The organism is Mangrovibacter phragmitis, from assembly GCF_001655675.1.
GTDB lineage: Bacteria > Pseudomonadota > Gammaproteobacteria > Enterobacterales > Enterobacteriaceae > Mangrovibacter > Mangrovibacter phragmitis.
The window spans coordinates 980,582-1,003,783 of the sequence record NZ_LYRP01000001.1 but is presented as its reverse complement, the minus strand read 5'-3'; the positions used below and the strand labels follow the sequence as shown (position 1 = coordinate 1,003,783).

Annotated in this window: 21 protein-coding genes and 2 pseudogenes; 10 read left to right on the top strand and 13 right to left on the bottom strand. The window is 49.9% G+C overall.

Annotation, left to right across the window (positions count from 1 at the left end):
- Window positions 1-16: 16 nt before the first annotated feature.
- From A9B99_RS24125 to A9B99_RS04500, 3 genes are read right to left on the bottom strand one after another with little or no spacing between them, the layout of a single operon-like run.
- Window positions 17-409 (bottom strand): hypothetical protein, encoded by a 393-nt coding sequence (locus A9B99_RS24125; protein WP_231889149.1) that lies wholly within the window; start codon window positions 407-409, stop codon window positions 17-19.
- Window positions 406-1,809 (bottom strand): PAAR domain-containing protein, encoded by a 1,404-nt coding sequence (locus A9B99_RS04505; protein ID WP_064594998.1) that lies wholly within the window; start codon window positions 1,807-1,809, stop codon window positions 406-408. The genes A9B99_RS24125 and A9B99_RS04505 overlap by 4 nt, the downstream gene beginning before the upstream one ends.
- A 9-nt stretch (window positions 1,810-1,818) precedes the next feature.
- Window positions 1,819-2,532: a hypothetical protein gene (locus tag A9B99_RS04500; RefSeq protein WP_064594997.1), complete on the bottom strand. Its 714-nt coding sequence runs from the start codon at window positions 2,530-2,532 to the stop codon at window positions 1,819-1,821.
- An 829-nt stretch (window positions 2,533-3,361) separates the two neighbouring features.
- Here A9B99_RS04500 and A9B99_RS23055 point away from each other — a divergent pair.
- Window positions 3,362-3,571 (top strand): annotated as a pseudogene (locus A9B99_RS23055) (transposase); the annotation flags it as partial.
- On the opposite strand, the pseudogene A9B99_RS04490 reads toward A9B99_RS23055, so the two are convergent.
- Window positions 3,562-4,191 (bottom strand): annotated as a pseudogene (locus A9B99_RS04490) (helix-turn-helix domain-containing protein); the annotation flags it as partial. The pseudogenes A9B99_RS23055 and A9B99_RS04490 overlap by 10 nt on opposite strands.
- 166 nt (window positions 4,192-4,357) lie before the next feature.
- The gene (locus A9B99_RS04485) at window positions 4,358-4,630 is read right to left on the bottom strand and encodes a hypothetical protein (protein WP_064594993.1); all 273 of its coding nucleotides are present in this window, start codon (window positions 4,628-4,630) and stop codon (window positions 4,358-4,360) included.
- A 163-nt stretch (window positions 4,631-4,793) separates the two neighbouring features.
- Here A9B99_RS04485 and dusC point away from each other — a divergent pair, with 163 nt between their 5' ends.
- Window positions 4,794-5,726: a tRNA dihydrouridine(16) synthase DusC gene (gene dusC / locus A9B99_RS04480; protein ID WP_064594991.1), complete on the top strand. Its 933-nt coding sequence runs from the start codon at window positions 4,794-4,796 to the stop codon at window positions 5,724-5,726.
- Window positions 5,727-5,739: 13 nt separating this feature from the next.
- Here dusC and A9B99_RS04475 read toward each other — a convergent pair whose 3' ends face one another.
- The gene (locus A9B99_RS04475) at window positions 5,740-6,678 is read right to left on the bottom strand and encodes a LysR family transcriptional regulator (RefSeq protein ID WP_064594989.1); all 939 of its coding nucleotides are present in this window, start codon (window positions 6,676-6,678) and stop codon (window positions 5,740-5,742) included.
- Window positions 6,679-6,765: 87 nt separating this feature from the next.
- Window positions 6,766-7,344: a DedA family protein gene (locus tag A9B99_RS04470; protein WP_064594987.1), complete on the bottom strand. Its 579-nt coding sequence runs from the start codon at window positions 7,342-7,344 to the stop codon at window positions 6,766-6,768.
- A 201-nt stretch (window positions 7,345-7,545) separates the two neighbouring features.
- Here A9B99_RS04470 and A9B99_RS04465 point away from each other — a divergent pair, with 201 nt between their 5' ends.
- The gene (locus A9B99_RS04465) at window positions 7,546-8,136 is read left to right on the top strand and encodes a Yip1 family protein (RefSeq protein WP_064594985.1); all 591 of its coding nucleotides are present in this window, start codon (window positions 7,546-7,548) and stop codon (window positions 8,134-8,136) included.
- Window positions 8,137-8,432: 296 nt separating this feature from the next.
- Window positions 8,433-9,530 carry a D-alanyl-D-alanine endopeptidase gene (gene pbpG / locus A9B99_RS04455; RefSeq protein ID WP_269448051.1) on the top strand — a complete coding sequence of 366 codons (1,098 nt, stop codon included), beginning with the start codon at window positions 8,433-8,435 and terminating at the stop codon, window positions 9,528-9,530.
- Window positions 9,531-9,570: 40 nt separating this feature from the next.
- Here the strand turns inward: pbpG and dld are convergent, their stop codons facing one another.
- Window positions 9,571-11,307 (bottom strand): D-lactate dehydrogenase, encoded by a 1,737-nt coding sequence (dld, locus tag A9B99_RS04450; protein WP_064594981.1) that lies wholly within the window; start codon window positions 11,305-11,307, stop codon window positions 9,571-9,573.
- Window positions 11,308-11,503: 196 nt separating this feature from the next.
- On the opposite strand from dld, the gene bglX reads away from it, so the two are divergent.
- From bglX to A9B99_RS04425, 5 genes are all read left to right on the top strand, one after another.
- Complete coding sequence (gene bglX, locus A9B99_RS04445) at window positions 11,504-13,801, top strand: beta-glucosidase BglX (RefSeq protein WP_064594979.1); 2,298 nt, start codon at window positions 11,504-11,506, stop codon at window positions 13,799-13,801.
- 153 nt (window positions 13,802-13,954) lie between these two features.
- A complete protein-coding gene (osmF, locus tag A9B99_RS04440) occupies window positions 13,955-14,875 on the top strand; it encodes a glycine betaine ABC transporter substrate-binding protein OsmF (RefSeq protein WP_064594977.1) in 921 nt (306 codons plus the stop codon).
- The gene (locus A9B99_RS04435) at window positions 14,865-16,043 is read left to right on the top strand and encodes an ABC transporter permease (protein WP_269448050.1); all 1,179 of its coding nucleotides are present in this window, start codon (window positions 14,865-14,867) and stop codon (window positions 16,041-16,043) included. Before osmF ends, A9B99_RS04435 begins: the two co-directional genes overlap by 11 nt.
- Window positions 16,036-16,977, top strand: coding sequence for an ABC transporter ATP-binding protein (locus A9B99_RS04430; RefSeq protein ID WP_064594975.1), 942 nt, complete (start codon window positions 16,036-16,038; stop codon window positions 16,975-16,977). The genes A9B99_RS04435 and A9B99_RS04430 overlap by 8 nt, the downstream gene beginning before the upstream one ends.
- The gene (locus tag A9B99_RS04425; RefSeq protein ID WP_064594974.1) at window positions 16,974-17,708 is read left to right on the top strand and encodes an ABC transporter permease; all 735 of its coding nucleotides are present in this window, start codon (window positions 16,974-16,976) and stop codon (window positions 17,706-17,708) included. The genes A9B99_RS04430 and A9B99_RS04425 overlap by 4 nt, the downstream gene beginning before the upstream one ends.
- Here the strand turns inward: A9B99_RS04425 and A9B99_RS23755 are convergent.
- From A9B99_RS23755 to metG, 5 genes are all read right to left on the bottom strand, one after another.
- Window positions 17,689-17,796 (bottom strand): protein YohO, encoded by a 108-nt coding sequence (locus A9B99_RS23755; RefSeq protein WP_036114808.1) that lies wholly within the window; start codon window positions 17,794-17,796, stop codon window positions 17,689-17,691. The genes A9B99_RS04425 and A9B99_RS23755 overlap by 20 nt on opposite strands.
- 125 nt (window positions 17,797-17,921) lie before the next feature.
- A complete protein-coding gene (locus tag A9B99_RS04420) occupies window positions 17,922-18,638 on the bottom strand; it encodes an ArsR/SmtB family transcription factor (RefSeq protein ID WP_082917825.1) in 717 nt (238 codons plus the stop codon).
- Complete coding sequence (locus tag A9B99_RS04415) at window positions 18,617-19,009, bottom strand: hypothetical protein (RefSeq protein ID WP_064594970.1); 393 nt, start codon at window positions 19,007-19,009, stop codon at window positions 18,617-18,619. The genes A9B99_RS04420 and A9B99_RS04415 overlap by 22 nt, the downstream gene beginning before the upstream one ends.
- Window positions 19,002-19,325 carry an antibiotic biosynthesis monooxygenase family protein gene (locus A9B99_RS04410; protein WP_064594968.1) on the bottom strand — a complete coding sequence of 108 codons (324 nt, stop codon included), beginning with the start codon at window positions 19,323-19,325 and terminating at the stop codon, window positions 19,002-19,004. The genes A9B99_RS04415 and A9B99_RS04410 overlap by 8 nt, the downstream gene beginning before the upstream one ends.
- Before the next feature lie 385 nt (window positions 19,326-19,710).
- A complete protein-coding gene (gene metG, locus A9B99_RS04405; protein WP_064594966.1) occupies window positions 19,711-21,738 on the bottom strand; it encodes a methionine--tRNA ligase in 2,028 nt (675 codons plus the stop codon).
- 276 nt (window positions 21,739-22,014) lie between these two features.
- Between metG and apbC the strand changes: the two genes are divergently transcribed.
- Window positions 22,015-23,124, top strand: a complete 1,110-nt coding sequence (apbC, locus tag A9B99_RS04400) for an iron-sulfur cluster carrier protein ApbC (protein WP_064594964.1) — start codon at window positions 22,015-22,017, stop codon at window positions 23,122-23,124.
- Window positions 23,125-23,202 lie beyond the last annotated feature (78 nt).

Below are 23,202 nucleotides of genomic sequence, written 5' to 3'. Positions count from 1 at the left end.
AAGAGCTACTTTTTAGTTAATTTGATTGCATTTTAAGGATGATCAATAAGCTAATAAAACTTATCAACCCTATAATCAAAGCTGTGTATTTTATATAGAACCAAGAGATCTCATTAGTCTTTAGATTTTTAAAGAATGAAATTTCTTCTTCTTTCAGTGTCCTTTTTGTTGCTGGGAACTTAGGGAAGATAAGAGCGCTCATAAGAAAAGATTCCTTATACCCCCAAAAGAAAAAACTACCACCTTTACCAACAGTCATAGAAAAAGGCGTATACCCAAACTGTTTTTTGAACTTATCAGCAATGAGATCGAATTTACGCTCTGTAAATTTACCATAGATAAGATAAAATGCTAGTGAAGCTACAAATGTTGCAGCTAAGCATAATATGATCATGTCTATCGATTTCATTTCGAACCTTCGATAACATTATAAAGAGTGCTTCCTACTTTTTCTCCACCCCAACCGCCAGCCTCACCCCCTACGTAACCTAATGTGCCACCTGCTATAACAGCACATGCTAAACCACCTACGCCAGCAGTTCCAACACCAATAGCTATACATAGTGGAACAGCTATACCACCTGCAAGGATACCTCCACCAGTACCACCAACAAAGCTACTTATTTCAGTATATTTTTTCTGCGTACATTCAGCTTCTCGACCAACAGAACAAGCCTCATTTATTTCATTCATTGAGTGAAGGGCACTAAAACCTATTCCCACATAACCAGTGTATCGCATTGCTTTAACATATTTAGCGGATCGTTCTAAGTGAGTTGCATAACCTTCAATATCCTTGATCCCTGTTTCATTCCATTTATGAGTAATAGAACTAGTAGACAGGCCAAGAGCATTTTTTATTTTAGTGTATTCACCAAATTTCATAGCTTTATTAAGGAAGCCTACTTTTAATTCTCGATCAAGTTCCTTAAACAGTTGAGCACGTTTTACATAGAACTGCTCACCAATCAAAGCACCTCTTGTCATATAGGTGTTTTTATATGTTTCTTGAATCTCTTTGAGAATCCTTTCTATGTTCTCGAAATACTTTCCTACTGGATCAGCAGCAAGGCCAATTCCTTTATCAGCGATGCTAGAGAAGTTAGCTATAGTTGCATAGTGGGTATGCAGAAAGTTAGCTTCTTTATGAGTAAGAGGCTCTAACGCTGTATCAATGCGTTGTTTGGCTGCTTGCATATGAGCGATCTGATCACTGTCTTGTTTCTCTGGATCAACAAGAAGCATGATAGAACCCGCTTTATATTCCTTACTATCTCCATTCAAAGAACGATAAAGTTCTTTTGTCCCTGCTGGTGAACTACCTTCAAATAAGAATCTTTCATAAGCTCCAGTTTCAGCACCATAAGGCAGGACACAAAAACCAGCATCTACTGGTTCACGTTTCTTTTGATGAGGCTTTTTAGCTGTCTGAGCATGTTGTATAGGTTCTTCTACTTTATCTGGTACGGGAGCTACCAAAGGAGCAGGGGCAGCGGCAACTACAGTAGTAGCCTTAGCTGCTTTCTTTTCCTCGACCCAATAGGAAGCATTTGGAAACGAAGAAATGAAATTTGCGTTACAGGGGCAGGTACTACGACTATGCAAAGTACCTGCTGCTGAAACTCCGTGAATTGTGTAAGTAGGAATGCCACCCGCTATATGATAAGTTTTCCCATCTTTGCCACATGATACAGAATCACCATTTCTCGCAGTCGCAATCCCTCCAAAGCTGTGATTTGGGGAGCCTGAAAGTATGGTTCCGCCACATGTTGTCTTGTCACCTATACGTAAAAAATGACCAGTTGCCATATATTATCCTTAATGAAGATTGTTAGCTGGTTTAGTTCCGTGAATAGCTGATGAAGACACGATCCACATCTGTTTTTCTATTGAGTATGTGCTAACACAGAATTGGGATTTGGAACCCGCAACAGGAGTTCTGGTTACTTGTGCAGATTCTACAGCGTGATGAGCATGTTCTTTGATGTAATCGAAAGGCTGCGCATTGACAACTTCGATATATTCACAATAGCTTGTAAATTCTTCGTGCCAATAGTCATTCATATACTCAAAATTAGATGTGCCAAAATTGAGAATTACTTTATTATTTACAGGGTCTAATCCTTCGCTGATAGGGAATGAATCAGGGAATTGCAGGCTATGATAAAGATCAGTATAGAATTCAAGATTTCTGAAATCGTCTATTGAGTATCCAAATACAATCATGACATTGTATTCTTCTTTCTGACGAGCTTTCATTGAAATCATCATTTCAGTGATGTTTAAATCAGAAAGTGGATAAACTTTCCATTCTGAATGTGTATCACTCTGATTTAGCACTTCTGCCGCTATTGCTGCATCCAGAACAGAGGTATAAAGGGCTACCCCCTGAAAGTCTCGATCACCAACCCACTGAGTTTCTAACCACTTAGCACCATCATGATTGATTGTCATACGGGCTACTGACCAAAGCAGCGTAGGGCTTATGTAGTCGTGTGATGCTGGTGCGTAGAAATGAATTTTTTCTGTCATAACTTCCCTTTACTTATGATGTTTATTTGAGCATACATTCTCACATAAATTTCAGGGGTTTGTATAGTCTATGAGCTATCCACATACCAGATCACTTCAACTTGTGCATACCCGACACTAACGATCTTAACAGTTGCTTCTGACTTGGACATACATTTAGTTTTGACTTCTCCACCACCTAAAAGAAGTGGATTCTTCTTTCAACATGCTTTCACTAATGAAGAAAAATTGGTAGTTTGTTATCCCACTACGGTCACTCCAGAACCTAACACTGCTTGCCCTGCGGCTATTTTTATTATCACTTTATTTTCGTGATAGTTAATATATGCAATTTTTATTTTAAGAAAATAAAATTTACCTCATCATTCAGTACGAATTTATTTTTTTTGCTTTCCATTCTTTTTGGAAAATATATTTACCTTATGAGCTAACGCTCATATACTGCCACACGGCTACGCCTTGAACCTGACATTAATATATTTTATCGTTATGGGTAATTTTTAATGTTTGATAACAAAAACCAAAGATCAGAGCAGGAACTCTTTACCATTAAATTAAATAACAACCCCATGTCAGAACATTGCACTCCATCTCCGACATATGCATTTACTCTTATTGAATATATAGAAAGACTATACTTTCAGTAGCAGCACGTCATGATTGTTTTGGACAATCATATTACTGGAATAGGGCTTCCCCCTGTTAATAGTGAGTTTTTTCAGTAATAATTTTTATATAAAATTACTGCCTACAATGAGTTATATGATCCTCCCCACCATTAGTGGACACGCAACTAAGTGAGTAAACTCTCAACCAGAGGTGATTACTCATGACAAAACCAGCATCAACCAGCAAAACGGCCCGTAAACAGTACACGCCCGAATTCCGCGATGAAGCCCTGAAACTCGCTGAACGCATCGGTGTTGCTGCCGCCGCCCGTGAACTCAGCCTGTATGAATCCTGGCTCTACAACTGGCGCAGTAAACAACAGCAACAGATGACCTCCTCAGTACGCGAGAATGAACTGGCGGCCGCAGTAATCGGTGTTTTGGTGACGTAAAGCTTACAGTGAGCCACTTTCGAGTACGTATCAACGAACGTCTGCTGATAAATACGCCCGACACCTTTCAGGTTGCCTACATAGAACGTGCCCTGCGAACCCAGATATCCCGGATGAGCAGTTTCGATTTCTCCGCAGGCTTCGTCATCACTGGCTTTACGCTCCAGTGCTGCGATCTGGCTGTCGGTCAGTTCAATGCCATCACGGGCCACTTTTTCTTCCAGTGCTTTCAGCCGTTTCTTGAAATTCTCAAGGTTATGGCGTAACCAGATAGAACGGACACCACTGCCGGAGATAAAAACGCCGTGTTTACGCAGCTCGTTGCTGGTCCTGTGCTGTCCGTGTGCCGGGAAAGCGACGGCGTAATCAACAACAGCCTGTTCAGTTGCCTCATCGGCACGGTTCTTGAGGCTAGGTGCGCGGCGACTACGATTAATCAGCGCATCCACACCGCCTTCATCGGCCAGTTCGCGGTAACGATAAAACGTATCACGCGAAACGTCCATGATTTTGCAGGCTTTCGATACGTTACTGGGTTCTTCAGCCAGATTGAGTAAACCGGCTTTGTGTTTGATGACGGGATTAGTAGTATGAAGCATGAGAGTTACCTCGTGTTTTGTATAAGGCTTTGACACCCATATCAAAACCGGTAACTCTCAACCTTTTAAGGCCGAACGCCAGATAAAGCTGCGCCTGATACAATTAACCTCATGTTAAAACACCCGTATTCATACTGTTAATCTACCGGAATTCAACAGAATGGGTTTACTTCCTGAAAGAATAGGGGAATATGTGCACCATATTCGAGGCCAGTGGATATACCCCCAAACCGCGGGTCGTGTTTTTTAGTTTATCTAAAGTTGCACCCTCCTCAGGCATTTTACCTCCCCACACTATCACACCTTCAGGTACATCGATGGGACGACTTTTGTTCTCATCGGTTATTTCAATTGTTTCACCATTGCTGAGCGTGATAATCAACGATGACACTTCCAGATGCTGTATTTCCCCATTTTCATTTTTAGCGCCTATTTTCATGAAACCTCTCAGGTATGTTGTCTGTTCTGGAGTCGCAAAAGGACAGTATTAATTACTCTTTCAAAGAAACAACTCAGCCAGGTGTTAACGAAGCGCATTTCCGGTTTGTCACCCACCAGGTGTCAGGCTAACATAGCGCCTCTTTGGCTGGGTGGATGATACTATGCGCGTTTTACTGGCACCAATGGAAGGGGTTCTTGATGCACTGGTGCGGGAACTGCTTACGGAGGTGAATGATTATGATCTATGCATCACGGAGTTTTTACGTGTGGTGGATAGTTGCCTGCCAGTAAAATCATTCCAGCGCATTTGCCCTGAACTGGCTAACCAGAGCCGTACACCTTCTGGCACCCGGGTGCGTATTCAGTTGCTCGGGCAGTACCCGCAATGGCTGGCTGAAAATGCGGCGCGCGCTGTTGAACTGGGCTCCTGGGGCGTTGACCTGAATTGCGGATGTCCGTCTAAAGTGGTGAATGGCAGTGGCGGTGGGGCAACGTTGCTAAAAGACCCGGAGCTGATTTACCTGGGGGCGAAAGCCATGCGGGAAGCGGTGCCAGCGCACCTGCCAGTCACAGTTAAAGTTCGCCTGGGGTGGGATTCATCGCAACACAGCATAGAAATTGCTGATGCCGTACAACAGGCTGGCGCAACGGAACTGGTGGTGCATGGGCGAACCAAAGAGGATGGCTACCGGGCAGAACGTATAGACTGGGCCGCCATTGGCAGGATTCGTGAACGGCTGCATATTCCGGTTATTGCTAATGGCGAAATACGTGACCAGACCAGTGCCCTTGCCTGTATGGCTCAAACCGGGTGTGACGCTATTATGGTGGGGCGCTGGGCACTGAATGTACCGAACATTAGCCGTGTGATTAAATACGGGGAGCCCGCCATGCCCTGGCCAGATGTTATCCAGTTACTGAAAAAATACTGCCGTCTGGAAAAGCAGGGCGATACCGGAATGTACCATGTCGCGCGAATCAAACAATGGCTGGGCTATTTGCGGAAAAATTACTCACAGGCCAGTGAATTATTCGCGACCGTGCGCACACTGAACACTTCCGCGGCTATTCGCCAGGCGATTGAACAGTTATAACTTCATCAGGCGCTCAGGCCGCCTGCTTTAATGAATACTTCGCCAAATGGTTACTCATCAGGTCCCGCAACCACATCAGTGCCGGGTCGCTATTATGGCGCTGGTGCCAGCTTAAGGCGAGTTGTGCCGGGGGAATGTCCACCGGAACCGGGCTGGCGCTTAGACCCCAGTGCGCCTGCCAGAGCGGAGCCAGCGCCGCAGGGACAGTCGCAATTCCTGGCTGGCTGCACAGCAGGCCGGGCAGTGCGGCAAAATGCGCTGTGGTATAGCTAATCTGGCGGGCCAGACCCTGTTTGGCTAGCCGGGTATCAACCTGGCTGCTGGCTGCTTCGCGGTTGCTCACGGCAAAATGCGGCCACGCCAGGTAATCGTCCTGGGTTAACGGGCCCTTCAACGGCACTTGCTGTGGGTGCCAGAGCGCGACAAAAGGTATTGCCAGTAAAGGTGTGCTTTCCAGCCAGCGTGGCCCGCCTTCAGCCATATTCACCACCATATCCATCTCTCCCCCTTCCAGGTTGCTCTGGTCGGTGAACGAGTCGCTGGCGATTACGTTTAACTGGAACCCTGGAGCCTGTTGGCGAACCAGGGGGAATAATACCGGCATCAGCCAGGTTTCAACCCAGTCTGCCATGCCAAGCGTAATGGTAGCCCTGGCCGTTGCCGGGTTAAAATCTGACGGGTGGAATAGCGTTGACTGCAACTGCTCCAGCAGGGGCATTAATTCGCAGTGGAGTGCGTCCGCCCGGGCAGTGGGTTGCATCCGGTGCCCACTACGAATAAACAGCGGGTCATCAAACATTTCCCGAAGCCTTGCCAGCGAACCACTTACTGCAGGCTGCCCCAGGTGCAGCTTATCTGCGGCCAGAGAAACACTTTGCTCACGGTAAAGCACAGCAAAAGCCACTAACAGGTTCAAATCAATTTTTCTGAAATCATTTTCTTTGATAGTCATATCGCCTCCCATTAGTGGTGGTGATGCTAGCGCGCACACCGCCAGGATGCAATGTTTTGCTGCTCTGCGGCAATCAATCCCTGGTGATTATTTTTTGGCATGCTTATGGCGTTTTTTTTGCCACCAGAACCGCCAGATAATCAGCGCGACAACCACCAGGAGCATCGCAGGCCAAATCAGGTGTTTTATCTGGCTATTAAATTGGTGTAACCACGGCATCACAACTTCCCCACCCAGATAACCCAACGTGGTGAACAGTGTTGCCCAAATAGCCGCACCAAGAATATTCAGTGGGAAAAAAATACGCGGTGGCAAACGGCTGATGCCAATCAGTATCGGGCCAATAACGCGAAACCCGTACATAAAGCGAGAGCCAATCACGAACAGGTACGGGTGGTTGATTATTATCTTGCGGGCGCGTGAGATATGCTTGCGGTGTTTTCGAAAACGATAGAGCACGCGTGTTCCGTAATGCCGGCCTACCAGGTAGAGTACCTGGTCACCCAGCATACCGCCAAGGGCAACACAGAGCACAACGAAAGGAAATTTTAACAACCCTTGATGCGCCGCCACGCCGCCTAACAGGGTTATGGTTTCTCCCTCTGCCAGGCTGCCAATCAAGAGTGCCGCATAACCGTACTGACTGATAAGACTATGTATATCCATCGTGTTAGGGGTTCTCGTTCTTCCATACCGGGCCCATCGTTTCTTACTATTAACCAGATATGTGCAAAAAATAAACAAAATTTCAACATGCATTATACTAATGATACATGCAGTCTATGGGGCAACGTTTGGCGTTATGCCCTGAAGCTGCTTACCTGATAAGGGTAGCGCGTTTATCGTTCCAGTACATCAGGGGGATTTATGAACCATGTCTGGGGGCTGATGTCCCATCCCGAACGCGAAATGCAGTCGATTAAACAGGAAAATGAAACTGTCTCCCACCATTATACACACCATGTCTTATTAATGGCCGCTGTACCCGTTTTGTGCACATTTATTGGTACCACTCAGTTTGGCTGGCGTTTCGGAAATGATATTGCCGTAAAACTAATGCCTTCAACCGCCCTGGTACTGGCGGTGGTATTCTATGCTCTTATCCTGGCGGGTGTGGCATTAATGGGGCGAGTTATTTGGTGGATGGCCCGTTATTATCCGGACAGGCCAGCATTTAAACGTTGTATGGTGTTTGCCGGTTATGTGGCGACACCCTTGATGTTAAGCGGCGTGGTTGGGTTGTGGCCGGTCGTCTGGTTATGTGCATTAATTGGCACGGTTGCGTTGTTTTACACAGGCTATCTGCTCTATGTGGGCATTCCTGCGTTCCTGAATATCAGTAAATCTGAAGGGATTAACTTCTCCAGTTCCACGCTGGCAATAGGGATACTGGTGCTCGAAGTGTTACTGGCTATTACCGTCCTGCTGTGGGGCTATGGTTACCGGTTATTCAGTTAGTGCCAGTCGTTGTTTATACCGGGGCTGTCTGGCCCCGGTTAACCTGTTTTCGCCTGTTGTGCTGCACAGCTTTTATCCCCGAATTCCGCTTTTATACTCCGCCAACCAGGGGCGCGCCAGGCGCTGACACTGACGCCCTGGCTCAAATTGTTTTTTAGAGAATAAATTGCAGTATTTAATAACGAATCTTCGCTGGCGGTTACCACAGACTGCGGAGTATTATTCTGGCGCCAGCGCCTTTCCAGAGCGCGGTGTGCGTAGTATCGCGCAGAGATAACCCTGTTGAATTTGTTGCCATGCATAAAAATATTCGCCTTACTTTGCTTAGTGTCGCTCTTTTTAGTGCGGTGCCTTATGTGTTTGCCGGGCAGGCAACAGGCACTGTTACCCATACAAAAACACATAAAACAGTTCATCACACAGCTCATACAAAGCACGCCACTGCCAGCAAAAAGGCGGAGGCAAAGAAAACGGTACACCACGCATCACATAAAGTGGCGCGTACCACTGCACATCATGCCACTGCGCGAGCCAAACCAGTCTCTCATGCCGTGGCAGCCAGCCAGCCACAAATTGCCTCAGGGAGCGCCATGGTGGTTGACCTTGCCGATGGCAAAGTGCTTTATGCCAGCCACCCGGACAAGGTAAGGCCTATTGCGTCGCTCACCAAACTGATGACGGCGATGGTGGTACTGGATGCCCACCAGCCCATGAATGATATGTTGTCTGTGGATATCAGCCATACACCGGAAATGCGTGGTGTTTTTTCACGGGTCAAGCTCAACAGTGAAATCAGCCGTCGCAATATGTTGCTACTGGCTTTGATGTCTTCAGAAAACCGTGCCGCAGCAAGTCTTGCCGCGCATTACCCGGGTGGATACGATGCTTTTATTCGCGCCATGAATGCCAAAGCGCGGGCATTGGGTATGACCCACACACATTATGTAGAGCCTACCGGGTTATCGCCGAGCAACGTGTCAACCGCACGGGATCTGTCCAGGCTGGTGATGGCAAGCCGCCAGTACCCACTGATTGGTGAACTCAGCACCACAAAGGAAGATGAAGCGCAGTTCAGTCACCCGAACTACAGCCTGCCATTTCGTAATACTAACCACCTTATCTTCCGGAATAACTGGGATATTCAGCTCACCAAAACCGGCTATACCGATAAAGCTGGCCACTGTCTGGTGATGCGTACTGTAATCAATAAGCGTCCGGTGGCGCTGGTGGTTTTGGATGCGTTCGGGAAATACACCCACTTTGCTGATGCCAGCCGGATTCGTACCTGGCTGGAGACCGGGAAGGCGATGCCAGTACCTGCGGCCGCACTGGCTTATAAGCAAGAGAAAGCTACCGATATGGCAAGTAACGAACTGACTCAGACAGAGGAATAAGCTGTTTGGCACCTGGCGGGTAACCGCCAGGTGTATCAACTTAACCTTGCTCGTTGGGTGTTTTCTGTGGAGCCTGCCAGTTTTTCAGTTTACTGGTTTTACCAATCCCCGGGTTCATACTGTTGGTAGGGTCGTTTTTCTTGTAGAAGGCTTGCAGGGCAGGTGGTGCTGCGTATAAATGCCCAACATTATGTTCTGCCGGGTATTGCGCGCCACGCTCACGTAACAGAACCAGCATCTGCTCTTTAAGTGCGTGGACATCCTCGCCTTTTTTCACAATATAGTCCTGATGGAACACATGGCACATAAAGTGCCCGTAGTAGAGCTTGTGCAGTATCTGGCTGTTCAGTTCTGCTGGCAGGTGTTCAAACCAGTCGGTGTCATTACGGCGCAGGGCAATATCCAGTGCCAGAATATCCTCAACTTCATCTGCATGAACCGCATGGTAACGTATCGCCGCCCCGGCAGCTGCAAACCGGTGTAAAAAGGCTTTCGCCCCTTCTTCCGGGGTACAGACAAAAAAGTCGCCTTCGGCATCGTGAAAATAACGTTCCAGGAAATTTTGCGCTTCGGCAATACCATCACCGGCCATTTTTAGTAACAAGTGGTGCTCATATTTCTGGCGCCACTCCTGCATTCTTGAAGGTAAATGGTTGGGAAAATAACCACTGATTTTTTGCATAAAACGGTCAGTGAAATGGGGTTTAAACAGGTGGTGTTTTTCCAGTATGGCATCGGTACGGCCCTTGAGGCTGAACAACGCTGGCATCTTATCGGTGCCCAGTTTGTCTATCATCAGGAAGGTATCTTTACCGTAGGTTTGGGCAATATCGTAGATATCCCGGTGCATATATTCTCCGGCTACCGGGAGGTGGGTAAATTCAGCCAGCATATGGCGACGTAACTCGGTCAGCACCTGTGTCTGATTGGTGCCGATATAAAACACCTGTTGTTGTTTTTCGGCGGCAAAGGTATCGAGGCGCACAGCAAAAACCGCCAGTTTCCCTGCACAACCGGAAGCTTCAAACAACCGGTCAGGGTCGGCGTTATAGCGTGAAGGCGTGTTGGCATCGACCTGGCGTACCCGGTGTTGGTAGTCGTTATCAGAAGCACGCCGCTCATCATGTTGTATTCGTTCGGGGGGGATTTTTTCATCATCCAGGCGCGACAGAATTTGTTCAGGTGTTTCACCCAGGTCAATACCCAGGTGGTTAACCAAATGCAACTGCCCCTGGCTGTCAATTTGCGCATACAAAGCCATTTCGGTGTAAGCCGGGCCGCGTTGCACTAAGGAACCACCAGAGTTGTTGCACACACCACCCATAACCGACGCACCAATACAGGAAGAGCCAATTACAGAATGGGGTTCGCGCCCCAGGGGTTTCAGTGCTTTTTCCAGTTGGTACAATGTGGTTCCCGGCCAGGCCACTACTTGCAGGCCGTTATCCAGTAAGTGAAGTTTGTTCAGACGCAAGGTACTGATAATGACAATATCACGGTCATAATCGTTACCATTTGGGGTGGAACCTTCCGTTAAACCGGTGTTGGCTGCCTGCATCAGAATGATTTTGTCAGTGGCGACACAAGCCTTGAGTACCTGCCATAAAGACAGGAGCGAGCCTGGAAACACCACGGCGAGAGCCTCTCCCTCACCAGAACGGAAGCCTTTACGGTAGCGCGCCGTGCGTGCCGGATCAGTAAGAACATGATGAGCGCCTACCAGATGTTTGAGTTCAGTTATAAAGGCCAGGTGTTTCGATTTTACAACGTAAGACATGTCCCACTCCTGTGATGAACAAATATCGGCATTAAGCATAGCGCCGAAAAAATCAATTTGTGGAGAGTCATTTTGCAAAACAGATGGATATATCTGGATTATCTTATTTCTTACTCATTCCAGCTTGTGGCAAACTGCGTTTTTTATTTTTCTGTGCGGCGTCAGCCAGGCTCCGCCTTAACCTGAGAGTCAACTTATGAAATGGCTTTGTTCTGTTGGGATTGCAGTAAGCCTTGCTCTGCAACCTGCACTGGCCGATGATTTGTTTGGTCCCCATCCCATGACCACCCAGGCGCGTGATGCTTTTGTCACCAGCCTGCTCAAGAAAATGACTGTCGATGAAAAAATCGGCCAGCTCAGGTTGATTAGCGTCGGGCCAGATAACCCAAAAGAAAAAATTCGTGAAATGATTAAAGAAGGGCATGTAGGAGCCATCTTTAATACAGTAACCCGCCCGGATATTCGTAAAATGCAGGATCAGGTGATGCAACTCAGCCGCCTGAAAATCCCTCTGTTTTTTGCCTATGATGTGGTGCATGGTCAGCGCACCGTCTTCCCAATAAGCCTGGGGCTGGCTTCCACCTTTGACCTTGACGCAGTGCGGACTGTGGGGCGTATTTCTGCCTGGGAAGCCGCCGATGACGGTCTGAATATGACCTGGGCGCCTATGGTGGATGTGAGCCGCGACCCTCGCTGGGGGCGGGTATCCGAAGGGTTCGGTGAAGATACTTATCTCACATCCATAATGGGCAGCACCATGGTTGAATCTATGCAGGGGAAAAGCCCGGCAGACCGTTACTCAGTCATGACCAGTGTGAAACACTTCGCCGCATACGGCGCGGTAGAGGGTGGTAAAGAGTACAACACAGTGGATATGAGCCCTCAGCGGTTATTCAACGACTATTTACCGCCTTATAAAGCCGGGCTGGATGCCGGCAGTGGCGGGGTGATGATTGCCCTGAATTCACTGAATGGCACCCCGGCGACTTCCGACTCCTGGTTACTTAAAGATGTGCTGCGCAAAGAGTGGGGCTTTAAGGGCATTACTATCTCCGATCATGGTGCAATCAAAGAGTTAATTAACCACGGCGTGGCCAGTGATCCGCAAGACGCCGTGCGCATCGCGCTCAAAGCCGGTATAGACATGAGCATGGGAGATGAATACTACAGTAAATACTTACCCGGTCTGATTAAAAGTGGCGCGGTCACTATGGCGGAGCTCGATGACGCTACACGCCATGTGCTGAACGTAAAATATGATATGGGGTTATTTAACGATCCCTATGTTCACCTTGGCCCGAAAGGTAGCGACCCGGTCGATACCAACGCAGAAAGCCGTCTGCATCGCAAAGAAGCCCGGGAAGTTGCTCGTGAAAGTCTGGTGCTCCTGAAAAACCGCCTGCACACACTGCCGCTGAAAAAACAGGGTACCATTGCGGTTATTGGACCACTGGCCGACAGCCAGCGAGACATGATGGGCAGTTGGTCGGCTGCAGGTGTCGCCAGCCAGTCAGTGAGTGTATTGCAGGGGATTAAAAATGCCGCAGGCAACAGTGCGCACATTGTTTACGCGCGTGGCGCCAATATTTCTAACCACCAGGGCATTATTGATTTCCTGAACTCTTATGAGAAAGCCGTGCAACAGGACCCGCGTTCACCACAGGCCATGATAGACGAAGCCGTGAACACAGCGAAAAGCGCCGATGTTGTCGTGGCGGTTGTGGGAGAATCGCAGGGAATGGCTCATGAAGCATCCAGCAGAACCAATATTACCATTCCACAAAGCCAGCGCGACCTGATTGCCGCGCTGAAAGCAACCGGTAAACCGCTGGTGCTGGTTCTGATGAATGGCCGCCCGCTGGCGCTGGTGAAAGAACAACAGCAGGCAGATGCGATGCTGGAAACCTGGTTCGCCGGAACAGAAGGGGGCAATGCCATCGCTGATGTGCTGTTTGGCGACTACAACCCTTCAGGCAAATTACCCATGTCTTTCCCGCGTTCAGTTGGGCAAATTCCAGTTTATTACAGCCACCTGAATACTGGCCGGCCTTATAACCCGGAAAAACCGGATAAATACACGTCACACTATTTCGATGAAGCAAACGGCCCGCTGTTCCCCTTCGGCTATGGCCTGAGTTACACCACGTTTCAGGTGTCCGACGTAAAAATGTCCTCACCGGTTATGAAACGGGATGGAACGGTTACGGCGAGTGTGACTGTCACCAACACCGGCGACCGGGAAGGGGCAACCGTAGTGCAGCTCTATTTGCAGGATGTTACCGCCAGTATGAGCCGCCCGGTAAAAATGTTACGCGGGTTTAAGAAAGTAACCCTCAAACCTCACGAAACCCAGACCGTCAGCTTCCCGGTCGATATCAATGCACTGAAATTCTGGAATGCCCGCATGCAATATGTCGCGGAGCCGGGCAAATTCAACGTCTTTATCGGCCTGGATTCTGAGCGGGTGAAACAAGGTTCATTTGACTTGCTGTAAACCATGGCGTTACCGTTAGTAACGGGCTGTCACCGTGCCAGGTGATGGCCCGTTTTGTTTTACGCACAGATTTTTCTGCCCGGCGTCCACTTACAGAGATATTCCGCTATCCTTATTTTTCATGCAGTTGACGAACAGAGAAACGGAGAGAAAATGAAAACAAGCACCCTGTGGTCATCATGTTTACTGGGCACTGTACTGGTTATGGCTTTACCCGCACAGGCAGCTGGCCCGGTGAAAGTCGGTTCGAAAATTGATACGGAAGGCGCATTACTGGGGAATATTATTCTGCAAGTACTGAATGCTCATGGTGTGAAAACAGAGAATAAAATCCAGTTGGGAACAACACCGGTAGTGCGCGGCGCAATTATCTCAGGTGCGCTGGATATTTACCCTGAATATACCGGGAACGGTGCCTTTTTCTTTAATGAGGCCAGTTCCCCTGCCTGGAAAAACCCGCAACAGGGTTATGAAAAAGTCAAACAACTGGATGCGGCGAAAAACCACCTGGTCTGGCTGACACCCGCTCCGGCGAACAATACCTGGACCATTGCGGTACGTGACGATGTAGCCGAGAAAAACCATCTCACCTCCCTTAATGACCTGAGTCGTTACCTGAAAGAGGGGGGCACATTCAAACTGGCGGCTTCTGCCGAATTTATTGAACGGCCTGATGCCCTGCCTGCTTTCGAAAAAGCCTATGGATTTACCCTGTCACAAGACCAGTTATTGTCTCTGGCAGGTGGTGATACAGCCGTGACTATTAAAGCGGCCGCCCAAAATACTTCAGGTGTGAACGCCGCGATGGCTTATGGCACCGATGGCCCGTTAGCTGCACTGGGGCTGCGCACCCTGAGCGACCCAAAAGGTACGCAGCCTGTCTATGCACCTGCTCCGGTTATTCGTGAAGCGGTACTTAAAGAACACCCCGGTATTGCCGCCTGGTTAAAACCGGTATTTGGCGCGCTGGATGAAAAAACTTTGCAGCAACTCAATGCCCGTATTGCAGTGGAAGGTGTGGATGCAGGTACAGTGGCGCAGACCTGGCTTAAGGCTCATCATTTTGTTGACTAGGTTGTGGCATAACGTTATTGGCCGTTTTCGTCAGAACCCGGTGCTCTGGGTTCTGGTGGCATTGTTAGTGATTACCGTGCTGTGTTTGCCTGTACTCACCATGGCACCCAACCGCCTGCTGAGCGGCCAGCCTGTAATGCTGGACGGGCTGGTGCCATATTCAACAGCCGCGCTGTTTCTGGTAGCGGTTGTGCTGCTGGTATTCAGCTTGCCGCACCATCGCCCGGTGGTGTTGCTGTTATTCGAAGTGTTATTTGTTGGCTGGCTGTTCGCTTGTGGTTTTTGGGCGAACCACCTGGCGGGCGAGGCTCATCCTTATGCCAGAGTATCACTGGCAAGCGGCTCCTGGCTGGTGCTGGCAATCAGCCTGATGGGGTATAGTGAATCAGCACGCACCCTTTCCATGAAACCCGCCCTGCGCGCCATACTCTACCTGCAATTGTGGCTGATTCCGCTGGCCTTGTTATATACCGGCCATTTTGATGGCCTGTCTTTGCTGAAAGAGTACGCCAACCGTAAATCTGTGTTTGATGATGCATTACTGCGCCATCTGGTACTGACATTCGGCACCTTACTGCCTGCGCTGGTTATTGGCATTCCACTGGGTTTATATCTGCACCGTACCCCGCAGGCGCAGTCTTCTGTGTTCGGCGTGCTGAATGTGATTCAAACCATACCTTCTGTCGCCATGTTTGGACTACTGATAGCGCCACTTTCGGCCCTGGGGAGTGCATTGCCGTGGTTAGGCTCTTTGGGGGTGAGTGGCATAGGCGTGGCGCCTGCGATCATCGCTCTGGTGTTATATGCGTTGTTGCCACTGGTGCGCGGTGTGGTTGCAGGGCTGGAGCAAGTGCCACAGGCGGTGAAAGAGAGTGCACAGGGAAATGGTATGACACCATGGCAATGTTTTGTACAGGTGGAAGTCCCGCTGGCATTACCCGTGTTGTTACGTAATTTACGCGTGGTCACAGTGCAGACTACAGGCATGGCAGTAGTGGCGGCACTGATTGGCGCTGGTGGGTTTGGCGCATTGATTTTTCAGGGGTTATCTGCCAGCGCTCAGTCACTGGTCCTGCTGGGCGTTATCCCTGTAGTGGCACTGGCAGTGCTGGCCGACCGCATTTTCAACCTGCTTATTCACCGGCTGGAGCATAATCACCATGATTGAATTTGAACATGTCACCAAAGCCTTTCATGGCAAAGCGGCTGTCAGTGATGTTTCGCTGAATTTTGCCGAGGGGGCATTCAGTGTGCTGGTGGGCACATCCGGTTCAGGTAAATCCACTACGCTGAAAATGATTAACCGTATGGTGGATTTTGACAGTGGCATGATTCGCTTTGCCGGTGAACCGGTAACCCGCCATCCGGTTACCACTTTACGTCGGCGTATGGGTTATGCCATTCAGTCTATTGGTTTGTTTCCTCACTGGACCGTGGCTGAAAATATTGCCACTGTGCCACGTTTGCTGAACTGGTCGGGTAAAAAAATACACAGCCGGGTTATAGAGTTACTGGAGTTACTTAATCTGGATCCGGCGGTGTTTTACCAGCGTTATCCCCATCAGCTTTCAGGCGGCCAGCAACAACGGGTTGGCGTGGCAAGGGCTCTGGCAGCCGACCCGGAAGTGTTATTAATGGATGAACCTTTTGGCGCGCTGGATCCTGTTACCCGTAGCAGCCTTCAACAGGAGATCCTGCGGGTGCAACGTGCCCAGGGGCGCACCATCATTCTGGTCACTCATGATATTGACGAAGCGCTGGCGCTTGCCGACCATCTCGTCTTGATGGACAACGGCAAAGTGGTGCAACAGGGTGCGCCGGATACCTTGTTGCGCCAGCCTGCCAGCGATTTTGTTCGTGGTTTTTTTGGTGACAGCGACCGGGGTATTCGCCTGTTAGGTTTGTACCGGGTGAAAAACCTGGTACGCCAGGGGGAAGCACCCAGTGACGGGCAGCCTGTTACTGTGGCGTTATCTTTGCGTGAAGCGTTGTCTGCATTCATTCAGCAGGCACGGTCCGTTCTGCCTGTGGTTAATGACGCAGGTGAAGTAGTAGGGAATCTGCATCTGCAGGATGTGATTCACCAGGGTGTGACACCATGAACACACTGCTGCGCTCACCTCTGTTCTGGCTGGTACTGCTGTTTCTCGGGCTGTTGTTTGGCATGCCATACAGTGGCCCGCTGTTTCATTACCTGTTCCCGGCGCTGGAACGCCCGGTATGGCAGCAATCCAGCTTTATCTCACTGGCATGGGCGCATTTGGTTCTGGTGGCAATTTCGAGTGCCTGCGCTGTTCTCGTGGCGGGAGGCGTGGGGATTCTGGTCTCCCGCCCGGCCGGTGAGCCTTTTCGTCATCTGGTTCAAACACTGGCGGCGGCAGGGCAAACATTTCCCCCGGTAGCAGTGCTGGCAGTAGCGGTGCCGGTAATGGGGTTTGGTAGCGAACCCGCGATGCTGGCTCTGTTTCTGTATGGTTTATTGCCGGTTTTGCAGGGCACACTGGCCGGGCTGAATGCAGTACCGGCAGAAGTCAAAGAGGTGGCTCAGGGGATGGGGATGCGCCCCAGTCAGGTGTTACTGAAAGTGGAGTTACCTCTGGCTGCACCCGTGATCATTGCAGGTATCCGCACATCGGTCATTATCAATATTGGTACCGCTGCTATTGCCTCAACAGTGGGGGCGAAAACCTTGGGCACCCCGGTTATTGTGGGGTTGAGCGGTTTTAATACCGCTTACGTTATTCAGGGGGCAGTGCTGGTAGCGCTGGCCGCAGTAATAGTGGACCAGGTGTTCGGGTGCCTGCAACGCAGGCTTACTGGCTATGTAAAATAAAGGTATAACCGGCGAGCATCACACCGCCAATACCACCAAGCGCCATCAAAACCATACCGGCAATCAGAAAAAATCGCGTTACTTTCATTATCGGGCTCCTTAATGTTAACAGGGCGATTATAAAGTGAAACAGGTGCGTTACATAAGGCTTTGTGTGCCAGAAGGGGCAAACAGGCGGTATGGTAATAAAAGCAGCCTGTGCGGTAGCGATGGTCAGGAGAAGTAAAAAATGCGCCGCAGTGCTTTTTCCCCCGCAGGCGTTATGGTCACTTCACGGTAACCTGGAGTACGCACCAGCCAGTTGTTTTGTTCAAAAGTACGCAATAATGCCGCGCCAGTTTCACCACCAGCATGAAACTGCCGCTCGCTCCAGTCCAGGCATGCCGCACAGGGTTTACGCCTGCTGGCGGTATTGAGCGTGATCCCTGCCTGCAAAAAGGCCTGGGTTCCCTTAGGGGTTAATGCACAGCCATCCGGGGTTATCCATTCTGCCTGGCGCATGAACTGGTAAATCTTTACCGCAACCTCCCCCGCCAGGTGATCATAGCAGGTACGGGCATGGCGCAACATCGCCGGCGCACGGCTTTCAGGTGCCTGCACCTGCTGTGTTGAAATGCACATCATGGATTCGAGCAGTGCCGCAATATCGTGCCCGGCCAGCCGGTAATACCGGTGGCGGCCCTGAGTGACGCACTGCACCAGCCCACTTTTTAACAGTTTTGCCAGGTGAGCGCTGGCGGTCGATGCCGCAATATGTGTGGTGGAGCTCAGTTCGGTTGCTGTCCATGCTCGTCCGTCCATCAGGGCACAGAGCATCGTGGCACGGGAAGCGTCAGAGATGGCGCTGGCCACCTCTGCAATACGTTGTTCGACAGAGAGAGTGTTGGGCTGTATTGCCTGTGCTTGTGTCATGGTGTGGGGGTATCCCATTGCGTTGTCACTTCCCGGGCCTGTGCATTGTTATCTGTCAGCAGAATTAAGCGATTATGGTGGTCACTGTACTGCACGAGAATATTAATGTCATGGTCTGACAATACTGTGGCGATGGCACCTAATTCGCCAGGTTTTTCCTGTTTTAATTTTCTAATCACTGGCCGGGTTACTGCCAGTACGGTAAAACCGGCCTGTTGCAGTACCTGTTGCGCCTGTTCACCATCTTCAACTAAAAAATGGGCGTGGCTGATGCGTTCAGCCGCAAACACCCCTCCGCCTTCCAGGCCAATTCCATTTTCACCCAGTATTTTGCCCATGGCTGCCAGTGTGCCGGGCGTATTATTCAGAACCAGATGGATATCAAACATTATGTTGTGCTCCTGCGTTTAACGAGTAATCACGTAATACCTCCGCCACCCGAATTCGGTAACTGGCAAAAATTGTCTGGCGTCCTTCCTCCTGTGCAGCCAGGTGTGACATATGGTTTTTCCATGTGATCACTGCTTCGGCATCGCGCCACCAGGAGAGTGACAAAATCTTGCCTGGTGTGCTAAGGCTGTGAAAACGTTCAATAGCAATGAAACCATCAATGTTTTTCAGTTCCGGTTTCAGGGCTTCAGCCAGTTCCAGGTAACGTGGTTGTGCATCAGGGTGCGTTTCGGCTTCAAAAAGTACGGCAATCATGAGGCTCTCCATTGGGGTATTATGGCGAGCAGTGTAAGAAACCGGAGCAGTGAATGCTTCGTAAGCCAGCGAAATGTGGATGAACGGAAAGGGCGCGGAGCAGGCAGCAAAAACAGGTGGCAATAAAAAAGGGAGAACGTATTCCCCCTTCAGCGTGATGAAAAAGAAGGAAAAAGCGTGGTTTTTCCTTCTTTTTAGTTAGCAGCCGAAAATCAATAAATTGATTTTCCTGGTTTTTTATTGGGTGGCATCTTCTCGTTTTGTGCGGGCATGAGGTTTGCCATCAGACTCAAGGGAGAACGCATTCTCCCTTTCCGGTTTGGTACTCAGTTTCAGTGTGCCGGATGCGGAATTATACCTGCCCGGCACTGATTAACTGGGTTGCTTATTTTACCTGTTGGCCTGGCTGGGCGCCGCTGTCCGGGCTTAACAGGAAAATATCTTTCCCACCAGGGCCTGCGGCCATCACCATGCCTTCAGATACGCCAAAGCGCATTTTGCGTGGTGCCAGGTTGGCAACCATAACGGTCAGGCGACCAGTCAGTACCTGCGGGTCCGGGTAAGCTGAACGGATACCAGAGAAGACATTGCGGGTTTCACCGCCGAGATCCAGTGTCAGGCGCAGCAGTTTATCGGAGCCATCAACAAACTCCGCGTTCTGGATAAGCGCAATACGCATATCGACTTTAGCAAAGTCATCAAACGTGATGGTGTCCTGAATCGGGTCATCTGCCAGCGGTCCGGTCACTACTTTAGCCGGTGCGGTTTCCTGTCTGGAGTCTTCCACCAGTGCTTCCACTTGTTTCATATCAATACGGTTATACAGCGCTTTGAAGTTGTTCACCTGGTGAGCCAGCAATGGTGTCGCCACTTCATCCCAATTCAGCGTAGTGTTCAGGAAGGCTTCTGCACGCTCTGCCAGTACCGGCAGCACCGGTTTCAGGTAGGTCATCAGCACCCGGAACAGGTTAATGCCCATGGAGCAAATTGCCTGTAAGTCTGCATCACGGCCTTCCTGTTTTGCCACCACCCAGGGCGCCTGCTCATCGACATAGCGGTTAGCCTGGTCGGCCAGCGCCATAATTTCGCGAATGGCCCGGCCATATTCACGGCTTTCCCATGCGTCGCCAATGGCTTGAGCCGCGTCCGTAAAGGTTTTGAACAGCACCGGGTCAGCAAGGTTTTCAGCCAGTTGTCCGCCGAAACGTTTAGCGATAAAACCAGCGTTACGCGACGCCAGGTTAACCACTTTGTTGACGATATCAGCGTTAACACGCTGCACGAAATCTTCCAGGTTCAGGTCGATGTCATCAATACGGGAAGAGAGTTTCGCTGCGTAGTAATAGCGCAGGCTGTCGGCATCGAAATGGTTAAGCCAGGTGCTCGCTTTAATAAATGTACCGCGTGACTTGGACATTTTCGCGCCATTTACCGTGACATAACCGTGCACAAACAAGTTGGTTGGTTTGCGGTAACCGCTACCTTCCAGCATGGCAGGCCAGAACAGGCTGTGGAAGTAGACAATATCTTTACCGATAAAGTGATACAGCTCGGAATCGGCGTCTTTATTCCACCAGTCGTCGAAGTTCAGGTCACCACGTTTGTCGCACAGGTTCTTGAATGAACCCATATAACCAATAGGCGCATCCAGCCACACGTAGAAATACTTGCCCGGAGCATCAGGAATTTCGAAGCCGAAGTAAGGCGCATCCCGTGAGATATCCCACTGCTGCAGCCCGGCATCGAACCACTCCTGCATTTTATTCGCCACTTGTTCCTGTAATGCGCCAGAGCGGGTCCAGGCACTCAGCATTTCGCTGAAAGCAGGCAGGTCAAAGAAGAAGTGTTCTGATTCGCGCATGACTGGCGTGGCGCCAGAAACTGCCGATTTCGGGTCGATAAGCTCCGTCGGGCTGTAAGTTGCGCCGCACACTTCGCAGTTATCGCCGTACTGATCCGGTGATTTACATTTCGGGCAGGTGCCTTTCACAAAACGGTCCGGCAGGAACATCCCTTTTTCCGGGTCATACAGTTGAGAAATGGTGCGGTTTTTAATAAAGCCGTTTTCTTTCAGACGGGTGTAAATCAACTGCGACAATTCACGGTTTTCATCACTGTGTGTGGAGTGGTAGTTGTCATAACTGATATTAAAACCGGCGAAATCGGTCTGATGTTCCTGACTCATTTCGGCAATCATCTGCTCCGGGCTGATACCCAGCTGTTGCGCTTTGAGCATGATGGGAGTGCCGTGCGCATCGTCCGCGCAGATGAAATTGACCTGGTGGCCGCGCATTCGCTGGTAACGAACCCAGATATCAGCCTGGATATGCTCCAGCATGTGACCCAGGTGAATGGAGCCGTTAGCGTACGGCAGCGCACACGTTACCAGAATTTTTTTAGCGACTTGAGCCATAGTGACAATTACATCTTTAGTTGTAAAAAGGGGCTTCGATGTTACCCGAAAGGGAGGCGTTTGGTAAGGGTGAAACGGCGACTTTCCGTAACCGCACGGGGATAAAAGCGCAACAGAACACAGATTGAACAGACAAATGCGCAGCTGCATGCAAATGTATGAGAAATTTTTACACCACTACCCGGAGCAGGCTGGAGTTCTGGTATGCTTAGGCCATTGTGCAGTGCTTTTGCGGCCTGCCGGTTCACATCACAAGAATAAAGCAAAGGAGTCGGGATGAACTCTCAATCCCAGGTTAAGTCCCCTGAAGCCATGCGAGCTATGGTGGCCGGGACGCTGGCTAATTTTCAGCACCCAACGCTTAAACATAATCTGACAGCGCTGAAAGCATTGCGCCATGTCACCTGGCTTGATGACACGCTGCATATTGAATTGCAGATGCCATTTGCCTGGGCCAGTGCATTTGAAGAACTGAAAGAGCAATGCAGCGCAGACCTGTTGCGTATTACCGGCGCGAAAGCGGTGGACTGGAAGCTGACGCACCATATTGCCACCATGAAGCGGGTGAAAAATCATCCCGGCATTAATGGTGTTAAGAACATTATTGCGGTCAGTTCGGGCAAAGGCGGGGTGGGTAAATCGTCTACTGCGGTGAACCTGGCGCTGGCGCTGGCGGCAGAAGGGGCAAAAGTAGGGATTCTGGATGCCGATATCTATGGGCCATCTGTTCCCACCATGTTGGGCGCAGAAGCCGAACGCCCCAGTTCCCCTGATGGCACCCATATGGCACCGGTTATGGCTCATGGCCTGGCGACCAATTCAATTGGCTACCTGGTTACTGATGACAACGCCATGGTGTGGCGTGGCCCAATGGCCAGTAAAGCCCTGATGCAACTACTGCAGGAAACTTTGTGGCCGGATCTCGACTATCTGGTGCTGGATATGCCGCCTGGTACGGGGGATATCCAGTTGACGCTGGCGCAAAATATCCCGGTTACCGGAGCAGTGGTGGTTACCACACCTCAGGATATCGCCCTGATTGATGCCCGCAAAGGCATTGTGATGTTTGAGAAAGTTGAAGTACCAGTGCTGGGTGTGGTTGAAAACATGAGCATGCATATTTGCAGCCAGTGTGGTCACCATGAGCCCATCTTCGGTACCGGTGGTGCTGAAAAACTTGCCCAGCAATACCACACCACATTATTGGGGCAATTGCCGTTGCATATTACTCTGCGTGAAGACCTGGACCGTGGCACACCAACTGTTATTAGTCGCCCGGAAAGTGAGTTCACCACTATCTACCGTCAACTGGCTGGCCGTGTTGCCGCCCAGATGTACTGGCAGGGTGAAGTTATTCCTGAGGATATCGCCTTCCGCGCGGTGTAATGCCGCACCGGTAGTTAGCTGTCCGTTGCATGCGGGCCCTTTTTTAGCGGCCTGCATGCAACTAAGTTATGGTTTACT